Genomic DNA, 7,715 nt, shown 5'->3' with positions numbered 1-7,715 from the left:
CGGTTAAAATATTCGGGTCGAAAATGATGTCTTCGGGCGCAAAGCCGACTTCTTCGGTTAATATTTTGTAAGCACGAGCACAAATTTCAGTGCGGCGCTCGTAGTTATCGGCCTGACCTTGCTCGTCGAAAGCCATTACCACCACGGCGGCACCGTAACTGCGCACTTTGCGGGCTACTTCTTTAAATTTTTCTTCGCCTTCTTTTAAACTAATGGAGTTAACAATGCACTTACCCTGTACACATTTTAGACCGGCTTCAATCACGCTCCACTTAGAAGAGTCAATCATAACGGGCACGCGCGAAATATCGGGCTCCGATGCAATCAGGTTGAGGAAATGGGTCATGGCCTTCTCAGAATCGAGCATGCCTTCGTCCATGTTTACGTCGATAATTTGGGCGCCATTTTCTACCTGCTCGCGAGCGATAGATAGCGCCTCATCGAAATTATCGTTCAGAATTAATCGGGCGAATTTTTTGGAACCGGTTACGTTGGTCCGTTCGCCAATATTAATAAAAGTAGAACCTTCGAAAATGGTTAAAGGCTCTAAGCCGGAATATTTAGGAACGGCCGGTAATTGGGGTTTCTGGCGCGGTGAATATTCAGCAGCAATGCGGGCAATTTCTTTAATGTGCGGCGGCGTGGTACCACAACACCCACCCACAATATTTACAAAGTTATGCTCCAGAAAATCGCGGATGTGCGCGCCCATTTGCTCCGGACTTTCGTCGTACTCGCCAAAAGCATTAGGTAAGCCCGCGTTGGGGTAAGCGCTCACGTAAAACTTAGAGGCCTTCGACAAAGACTGAATATGCGGACGCAATTGTTTAGCACCCAAAGCGCAGTTCAAGCCTACACTCAACAAAGGCAAATGCGAGATGGAATATAAGAAAGCCTCTACGGTTTGGCCCGAAAGGGTCCGGCCGCTGGCATCGGTAATGGTGCCCGACACCATAATGGGCAAGCGCTTACCGGTGCGCTGCGAATACTGGTCGATGGCAAATAAAGCCGCCTTGGCGTTCAGCGTATCAAATATCGTTTCTACCAAAAGCGCATCCACGCCGCCGTCTACCAAGCCTTCAATTTGTTCGGTGTAAGCTATTACGAGTTCGTCGTAGGTGATAGCCCGGTAAGCCGGGTCGTTCACGTCCGGCGACATGGAAGCGGTGCGGTTGGTCGGGCCGATAGCGCCCGCTACAAAACGAGGCTTGTGCGGTTCGCGGGCGGTAAACTCATCGGCGGCCTCGCGGGCAATTCGCGCCGATTCATAATTAAGTTCGTAGGCCAGGCTTTCCATGCCGTAATCGGCCATCCCAATGGTAGTCGCACTAAAAGTATTAGTTTCTGCAATATCGGCGCCGGCCGCAAAATATTGGCTGTGAATTTCTTTAATAATGTGCGGCTGCGTGAGCGATAGTAAATCATTGTTGCCCTTCAAATCCGAAGGATAATCTTTAAAGCGCTCGCCCCGATAGTCGGCTTCTTCCAGCTTGTATTGCTGAATCATAGTGCCCATGGCGCCATCGAGCACCAGAATGCGTTTTTTAATTTCTTCTTCGATGCGCGTAATGGCGCTTTCGGTAGCAATCGTTGTCATAGTAATCGTGCGTTAAGCAAAAATTAGGGCTTTTTAGGCCAGTTTTTGCTTATCAAGATATTCGTGTGAGTTAGTCCGGATTTATGCAATCTGTTTATCTCATCTTTCCCACGGCCGTGTACCGTTTGCGGGATGGAAGTAGCACCCTGCTTGCCAGGGTTGCTAAGACTTCAACGGGCCATGTCCCTCGGTCTTTCTTGATAAGTGGTGCAAATATAAATAGTTAAAAGATAATTAACAAGTATATCTTAAATAGTATATATATTCTAAAGAGTAGCAATAAAAAAGTAGGGTAAAACATTTTATCACTGGAGAAAGCATAAGGGATAAGTCGCTTGCATAAAATAAATTTTCTAAAGCTTCTCAGCGCCACATTCGGGCGCAAGGGCCATGCATAAACTATGCTTTCTGGTGGCTGCTTAAAATATTTATACAGAAAGGTGTGGCATTGATTTTAAGGGTGCTTCTGGTTGATAATTTAGATTGGAGCAGTTCTGAAAAGTTGTTCCAAATAATCTTTCAAAGAAACTGGTAATAGCTCTTGCGCCGATAAATGCTAAGTAAAGGCAAATATTTGTTTTGTACTTTAATTTTAATTAGCTGTTCATAGTTTTTCTTCGAGCCACAGAAAACCCGCGCACACCAAGAAAAAAATAAAGAAGTAAATCTGGGGCCAGGGTTCCTGTTTGTAATAATATTGAAGCGGCTCTTTTTTATTTGTTGCTGCTTCTTTAATCCATGATTTTGTTTGGTTTAGCCTTATGTGCTGCTGTTGGGAAGTCCAGGCTGTAGCGGGGAAAACATAGAATGCGTGCGGTGTGCCGCCGGGTTTTTGTACCTGGTGCCAGCCGGCTTGCCGTGGCCAGTAAGTACCCGTAAACCGATGGGGTAAAACCGGGTGTTGGGCCAGATAAACAGACGTACTATCGGCCTGGGTTGTACGTACTAACGCTTCAGGAAAATCCGGTTTCGCCAGATTCCCAGTATATTCTGCGAGGTGTAAGGTAAGTTGCTGATTTACGTAGGAATGCGGCGTGGCGGTAGTGTGCCAGGTGTGGTTAGCCAATAGCGGTTTGGTTAGCTGGCTCAATACAAAAGCCCAATATTGGTTATAAGTTGCCGAATCGCCGGCCAGGCGCCAGCTAAAGGTTTCGGGAAGTAAGCTAAAGGCTACCGTTCCCCAGCCCTGTTTTTGGGCAGCAAGCAGGGTGCCCTGGGTATGCCAAACTAAATTCTTTAACGTTGGATTAAAATTAATGGTAGCGGGTGCGGTTAAACCAGACGCGGTTTTTTGCCTCTCGGGCCAATAAATAGCGGCTACATTTGTTTTGGCGTTTGGGGCCGGCTTAAACCGGAAAGCGGCTAATAATGGGGGGTTAGATGGCATAGGCCATGTGGCCGGAAGCGCTAATAACCCCAAACCATTCGTCCGGATGGCCCGGACTAAATTATTTTGCTCAGTTACGGTTAAGTGCTGCAGGGCATCCGAGTCGGTGACAATTAAATCGAATTGATTGAGTAGCGCGGAAGATAAAACCGAGAGGTTTTGGCGGTTAAAGTTAAGCCATTCGGTTTGGTAAACATTTTTACTGATAGTAGTGCGTACCGCTACTGCGTGGCCGGCAGCAGCCAGGTAATTCTTTAAAAATTTAAACTCGAAACCGGGCGAGGCTTGTAATAAGAGCACCTTAATGGATGGCCGGGGTGCCACAACTACTGGTACTGGGCCCGCATAAGTTGTTGGTTTTGATTTTTCCTTTTCTTCGAGGGTTAAAACCCATTCGCCGGTTTGTTTAGGTAAATACCGAAGCAAAAATCGGTTGTAACCTGCTTTGTTTAGGGTGATAGAATCCTGGCGTTTACCAGCCAGAGAAAGAAAAAGCTGAGTAGTTTTAGCCGTAGCCTGGTAATATTGGCCCGTAACGGTAATATTTTCTCCGAGCAGCATTTCATTTGGCCAGTTAACCTCAGTAACTCCTGCTGGCGGGGCGTTTAAATGCGTAATCAGTTGCACAGAATCTGCTTCGGCCAACTCATCGGCAGTTAAACCATATCCTAAAACGTGTAGTTGCCTTACCTGCGGATGGTTTGTTCTTATTTCTTTAAGGCTGTTTATTTGTAGGCCAGGGCCGGTTACTTGGGCGTAACGGAAAATACTTTGGTTGCGGCCAACTTTGCGTCTTAATACTTTTAAGGAATCGGGGTAGTAACCGGGGGTAAGCAGTATGGCCTGGGTGGTGTTTTGCCGGATAGTCCTTTGGGGAGGCCGGGCAACGAAAAGCAGCGCTATAACGGCCCCCACAATGGCCAGCGACCGCCAGGCCAATCGGCGACGATTAGGTCGCTGCCAGGCCAGCCATAACAGCCCGCCGGCCAGTAAAACAGCACCGATATAGTAATAAATGTTTGCCAATGGGTTAAGTACTATTTTATATTCTGGAAATATTTTTCGGCGAGTGCGTGCCGGTACGTTGGCGTTGGGGCCGGGGTGTTTACCGGTGGCGGTAACAAATTACTGAATGCCCTTATCAGGGTTTGTAAGCAAGATTGGCAAAGTGGTTGCCCGGTTTGCATTTGGGAAATAATAGTGCGCAAATCTTGCAAAGATGTTAAATACCTATCTGGTTCTTGTAAAGCCGCGGCGGCCAGTTCGGGGCCGGCCTGTTGCAATAAAGTTGCCTGCTTAGCGTCATAATTTTGTTTTTCAGTTTGTTTTAGTAACCAGGTAAGGGCCTGCCGGCTGGCCGGATAAAGATTTTTTGCTTCTTTTTTTGTTTGGGTTTCAATTTTGTTTACCTGGGTTAAATCGCCGGTTAGCCTTTTTTCGGCTTCCTTTAGTGGGGGTAAGGGAAAACCTGTTTTCCGGACGTATACCCGGCTACTTTGCTGCACGTCTTTCAGTAACCGTAAAGCTTTGTACTCAAAAGGCAAAGCCTGGCGGGGCTGGTGCAGACGTAAACGCAATTCGGCTTCCCACATTTGGGCCAGAGCTGCTTTTAGCTTTACTTTAATGGCAGGTTCAAAATAGGTAGCTTCTTCTTCGTTGTTGTGCCGGTGTATAAATGGGGCCAGCGCATTGCCAGAACTTTGGTTCCCGTGGTCGTGGCCATCGTCGTCGGAGTGGGTTTCCGGTTTTGCTGCTGGGTTGGCGCCCGCATTGGTTTCGTATTCTTCGCCTAGAAATTTGCCGTAGCGCAGGCGCAATATTTTTTGCTCTTCGCCTAAATTCTGTGATCTGTCTTGGAAAGCTGTTTTGTCCAGGCTTTTACTTTTGCTAATTAACTTTTCGGTATCGATAATGAGCTGGCGCTGGCTCCGGAAATAAGTGGGTACGGTATTCAGGCCCATGGCTAAACCATCAAAATCAGTAGTTACCGTTGTATCTTCCAGTTGTATTAGAAAACTTTCGGTGCGGGTATAACCACGATTATTATCCTGGGCCTGCAAATAAAAATACAGTTCGTCGCCGTACGTTAGGCCCAATGATCTTAGGTTTATGCTTTGCCGGGCCTGAAAGGAAGTTTTGTTTTCGTTGGCAGAAATATGTAGCGGTAAGTTTACTTGTTTAAATTTAACGTTTTCGCCGGAGCCCTGGGCAATGGTAGCTACCAAATCAACATTTTGTAACCTGTAATCGTCGGTAATAGTAGCCCGTACGGGTATTATTTGCGGGTCGCCGAAAGCTACCGCGGTAAATGCGCCAGGATTTTGTACCGTTATGCGCGGAGGCTGGTCTTTGATGACTGTTACTGCGTAATATTCCGACTTCTGGTTATTTAGGTTTATGGTATAAATAAAAGGCTGGGTTACCCGCAAACTAAAGGTAAACTGGTTGTGGTGCTCAGGTGTTGGTTTGAAATTTAGATTCTTCTTTCCGGCCCCGGACAACTGGAGGGTATTAACTGGCCCGGTTGTTTTAATTTCCCAGGTTATCAGAGCGCCTTCTTCGGCTTTAAAACTAGGTGTACTTACCCTATAAGGTTGGCGCTGGGTATACGGTGGTGGCACAACCCTAATAGTAATTTGCTGTACCTGGGGTAATATTTTCCGGACGGTTTGCATGGCCGGAGCCGAAATAGCTGTTGCGTTTGGTGCCTTTGGAGCCAATGACTTGAGTAAAAACAACAGGCCGGCAGCAGCCAGACAACTTATTAGAATATACCAGGCCTGCCGGTACTGTACGGGAGTAATTTGTGCCGAATTTAATTGATTGAAGTAAGGTTGTATGCGTTGGCGTTGCATTTGCTCCAGCAGCGTCAGTCTATCGGGCGGTAACAAAAATAGTTGGCAACTTTCTTCCAGTTCCGGATGGGTACGGTTTAAGTGCCGGCAAATAATGGCCGGGGTAATTTGTACTACTCCATATAATTGAAAGCCTGCCCACAACAAGAAAGCTCCTAACCCACCGAGGCAAAACAGCCAGATTATTACATTATAGGGCCATTGGTAAAGTATAGCGGCCAGCACCAGCAATACGCCCAGGAGCAGCACCCCGTAGTAACCCAGCTTACGCTGCATGTAGTTTTGCCGTACCTGCTGGAAAAAAAGAATAGAACTCATAAAGTAGCACGACGGTAAGACCAAATCCGTTCGAATAAAAATAACAAAGCCGCCATGCCCCAGAACCAATCTTGCAGGGGCTGCTGCCGGCTAAGCCTTGCCGGTAACAAATAGCGGACAAAAAAAATGGGCTGAGCCTGTTCCGGGCTCAGTATTCTTTGGTCGTGGGGGAGAAAATGCCCGGTGGTTTGTTCCGGGAAAAGCAAGTTATAAATAATTTCGGGGAAAAGCGGGTTTTCGGTTAAGCCGGCCCAGGCCAGGTTAAACCGGCTCCCGAAATAATAAATATTGCCTTTGCCCACGGATTGCCTTTGCAGGAGCTTTTCGCCAAAATTATTCGTCCAGATGGGGAAACTACTTGGGGAATTTGATAATTGCTGCTGGTAAATCCGGATAGTAGCCGGGGTAAAATCAGGACGAAACCAGGTAGTCTGGTTAAGTTTTGGAGCAGCAGGCGCATCTTTTAATAGTTGCATACCAGCTTGCAGGTGCTGATCTACTGCGGCGGACCAATTGGCATCGGATAACCAGAAAAGCCAAATACTGCGGGGGGTAATAGTGGTAGGGCTGGTGGTAAGATTAATGGAAATAGGTTGGCCTGTATAGCTGCTGATGGCTTTTAGGGCCGCTTGCACATATTGGGCATCGGCTTGCCGGGAGCGATCGTAAAAAACAGTTATTTCGGGTGGTGTTTGCTTAATCCGTACAGAATCGGAGCCGGAACGTAAATATTCCTGCCCGCCGCCAGGTAAGTACTGCCAGGAAGATAGTTCGGGTTGGAGCAGCGCGGTGCCGGATTGGGGCAATGGCATGGTAACCAGTTTAAAATGGGTGCCGGTGGCTGAACTGGTACCCAGGCGTACGGCAAGCGTATCGGGATTAATTTTAAAGGCGGCCTGTACCCACAGACGAGGCATTGCTGCCGGAAAAGTTAACCACCGGAAAGTGCGCGGCAAATTGGGCCGCGAACCTCTAAAATATTTTAACTCTGTGGGTGTGAAAATAATATTATCGGCGGTATCCGGAAAATTTTTAGCCAGGAGAGTAGCCATAAACCAATAATTTTCAGGCGCAGCCGGTACATTCATCGGTTCTTTCCCAGATTTAATAGCTTCCCATTTTGAGGGAGTAATTAAACTAAAGGAAGGCGTAAATGTGTGTAGGCTATAACCTTGCCCGATTAAGGAATCTACGGTAGATTGGATTTGCTTTAAAGATGCCGGGGCCAGCAAATCGGGCGCCACAAACACATTTTTACCCGGCACTCCGGCTTTGTTGTTTAGCCAAACCGGGCTGCACAAGCATAAAACCAGAAAACTAAGCAGCAAACAACGCAGCAGCAACAACCATAGGTTTTGTAACCGGAAGCGGCTTACCCGTTGGCTTGCGGCGGCTTGTAACCACCGGATGCTGCCTACCTGAATAACACCAGGCTTTTTCTTGTGCCACAAATGAATAAATACCGGTACCAAAAGACCTACCAAGGCAATTAACCAGAAAGGGGAAAGCAGTTGGAACATGCAGTAAAATCAGCTAGTAAAAATATTATGAGCGTTTA

General features: G+C 47.2%; 4 protein-coding genes and 1 riboswitch. All 4 genes read right to left on the bottom strand.

All coding sequences use genetic code 11. From position 1 onward, the window contains the following. Nucleotides 1–1,597 (bottom strand): homocysteine S-methyltransferase family protein (locus tag ACO1R6_RS12615; RefSeq protein ID WP_486265219.1); only part of this gene is annotated, 1,597 nt, incomplete at its 3' end. A gap of 96 nt (nt 1,598–1,693) precedes the next feature. Beyond that, nucleotides 1,694–1,804: riboswitch (SAM riboswitch) on the bottom strand. A gap of 397 nt (nt 1,805–2,201) precedes the next feature. Then, nucleotides 2,202–4,010, bottom strand: a complete 1,809-nt coding sequence (locus ACO1R6_RS12610) for a hypothetical protein (RefSeq protein ID WP_486265218.1) — start codon at nt 4,008–4,010, stop codon at nt 2,202–2,204. 11 nt (nt 4,011–4,021) lie between these two features. After that, nucleotides 4,022–6,157 (bottom strand): hypothetical protein, encoded by a 2,136-nt coding sequence (locus tag ACO1R6_RS12605; protein ID WP_486265217.1) that lies wholly within the window; start codon nt 6,155–6,157, stop codon nt 4,022–4,024. Further along, complete coding sequence (locus ACO1R6_RS12600; RefSeq protein ID WP_486265216.1) at nt 6,154–7,677, bottom strand: BatA domain-containing protein; 1,524 nt, start codon at nt 7,675–7,677, stop codon at nt 6,154–6,156. Before ACO1R6_RS12600 ends, ACO1R6_RS12605 begins: the two co-directional genes overlap by 4 nt. Nucleotides 7,678–7,715 lie beyond the last annotated feature (38 nt).

The sequence above is a fragment of the Adhaeribacter sp. genome, from assembly GCF_057359045.1.
This window is presented reverse-complemented; position numbering and strand designations above follow the sequence as displayed.